3 protein-coding genes are annotated in these 1552 nt (G+C 49.7%); 1 reads left to right on the forward strand and 2 read right to left on the reverse strand.

Features of this window, described 5'->3' with window-relative positions:
• Positions 1–818, forward strand: an 818-nt coding sequence (locus B2899_RS12920) for an IucA/IucC family protein (protein ID WP_286886342.1), incomplete at its 5' end; no start/stop codon positions are given.
• A gap of 24 nt (positions 819–842) precedes the next feature.
• Here the strand turns inward: B2899_RS12920 and B2899_RS12925 are convergent.
• Together B2899_RS12925 and B2899_RS12930 are read right to left on the reverse strand one after the other, a co-directional pair.
• Positions 843–1265: a thiol-disulfide oxidoreductase DCC family protein gene (locus tag B2899_RS12925; RefSeq protein WP_286886344.1), complete on the reverse strand. Its 423-nt coding sequence runs from the start codon at positions 1263–1265 to the stop codon at positions 843–845.
• A gap of 63 nt (positions 1266–1328) precedes the next feature.
• The coding region (locus B2899_RS12930; RefSeq protein WP_286886346.1) for a hypothetical protein at positions 1329–1552 on the reverse strand (224 nt) is incomplete at its 5' end.

The following is a 1552-nucleotide window of genomic DNA, read 5'->3' on the forward strand; positions in this document are numbered from 1 at the left end:
AATGCCGGGTCATTCTTCCGGGGGAGGTTGCAAGCATCAACTGCAGCCATATTTATTACGAAAACCTGGAGCATGCGCCGTATCAATACCTTGAGATGCTGGGGACGATCTGGCGGGAGAGCATTTATACGTATCTGGAGGACGGTGAGCATCCGATTACGCTTGCCGCGCTGTTGCACACGGACAAAAACGGCAAACCGTTCGTGCAAAGTCTCATCGAACGTTCCGGCTTGTCGGCGGAGGAGTGGACGAAGCGATTATTCCAGGTAATAATGCCGCCGTTGCTGCATTATTTATATCAATACGGCACCGTATTCTCGCCGCACGGGCAGAATACAATTCTTGTCTTGAAGGATTATATGCCGCATCGCCTGGCTATCAAAGATTTTGTAGATGATGTGAACATCAGCGACCAGCCTTTGCCTGAGCTTAAAGCGCTAACGAAAGAGCTAAAGGCTGTGCTGCGCAGCGAGCCGCCGGAAGGATTGACGCAATTTATTTTTACGGGCCTGTTCATTTGTCACCTGAGGTACTTGTCCAATCTTCTGGTCAACAACGGTTTGCTGGAAGAACGGACATTCTGGAGCCGACTGGTCGATGCGATTCAAGCTTACCAGCAGCGGTTCCCTCATCTGCAGGAGCGTTTTGAAATGTTTGACCTGTTTAAGCCCGAGTTGACGAAATTGTGCCTGAACCGCAATCGTATGGTCGATTACGGATACAAAGATGACGATGACCGCCCGCACGCTTCCGAATTCGGCAAAGTGAAAAATGCGCTATATTTTCTTTTAAAAGAAAAGACGGCGAGCACTCAATAACGTTAACGATTGCATAGGTGCGGATCATTCGAGAAATCGCCGGCGAGTTTGAGGCGTCGGCAGCATGCATTGCTCTTTCTTGCCGAACCAGCGGTAGCGGTTGCTGGCGATCCAGTCGTATACCGTATCCCGGAGCGGCCGAGGAATAAGAATAAACAGGTAAAAAAGCGGCCATGGCCAATGAAGTTTTCGCGCGATTCGGAGCGCTGCCGACGACTTTGTGTACGCTTTTTCTCTGTCGATCAGTACCATCGTATCCAATCTGTCTGCGGAAAGACCGTGCTGGCCCAGCAAACGCTGTCCTGTATCCGACTGCAGGGAAGCGAAACGGATCGTTTCTTTCGGGTCCCGCGGAATAATGAAAAGGACGGCCTGATTGCACAGGTTACAGACGCCGTCAAAGAGAAGAATAGTATGCTGAATATCGGTTTGCCTGGAGTTATACATGGGTAAAGCCTCCCTTCTCCACTTTCAATACTACCTCTTTTTAAAAAAATCCACCATGGCTGATTAGCCACAAGCTTTGTCATGAAAATGGAGGGAAGGGAGGCTGTCTTTTTGTGGTAAGAAGGAAAAGAGAGAAGAGAATGAGAGGGTGATTTCAATGTGGAAAAAGGCGAAGGCCTTTCCCTCCATTCGTAAGCGAGAAAAAACTCGCGAGGCGTGTGCCAAACGTTCCTTTTTCCTTGTGGAGCGTGTGACGTGGAGGGAGACAAAGACCGGCAACTGTCTCC

It is taken from the genome of Aneurinibacillus sp. UBA3580 (assembly GCF_002375825.1).
Taxonomy (GTDB): domain Bacteria; phylum Bacillota; class Bacilli; order Aneurinibacillales; family Aneurinibacillaceae; genus Aneurinibacillus; species Aneurinibacillus danicus.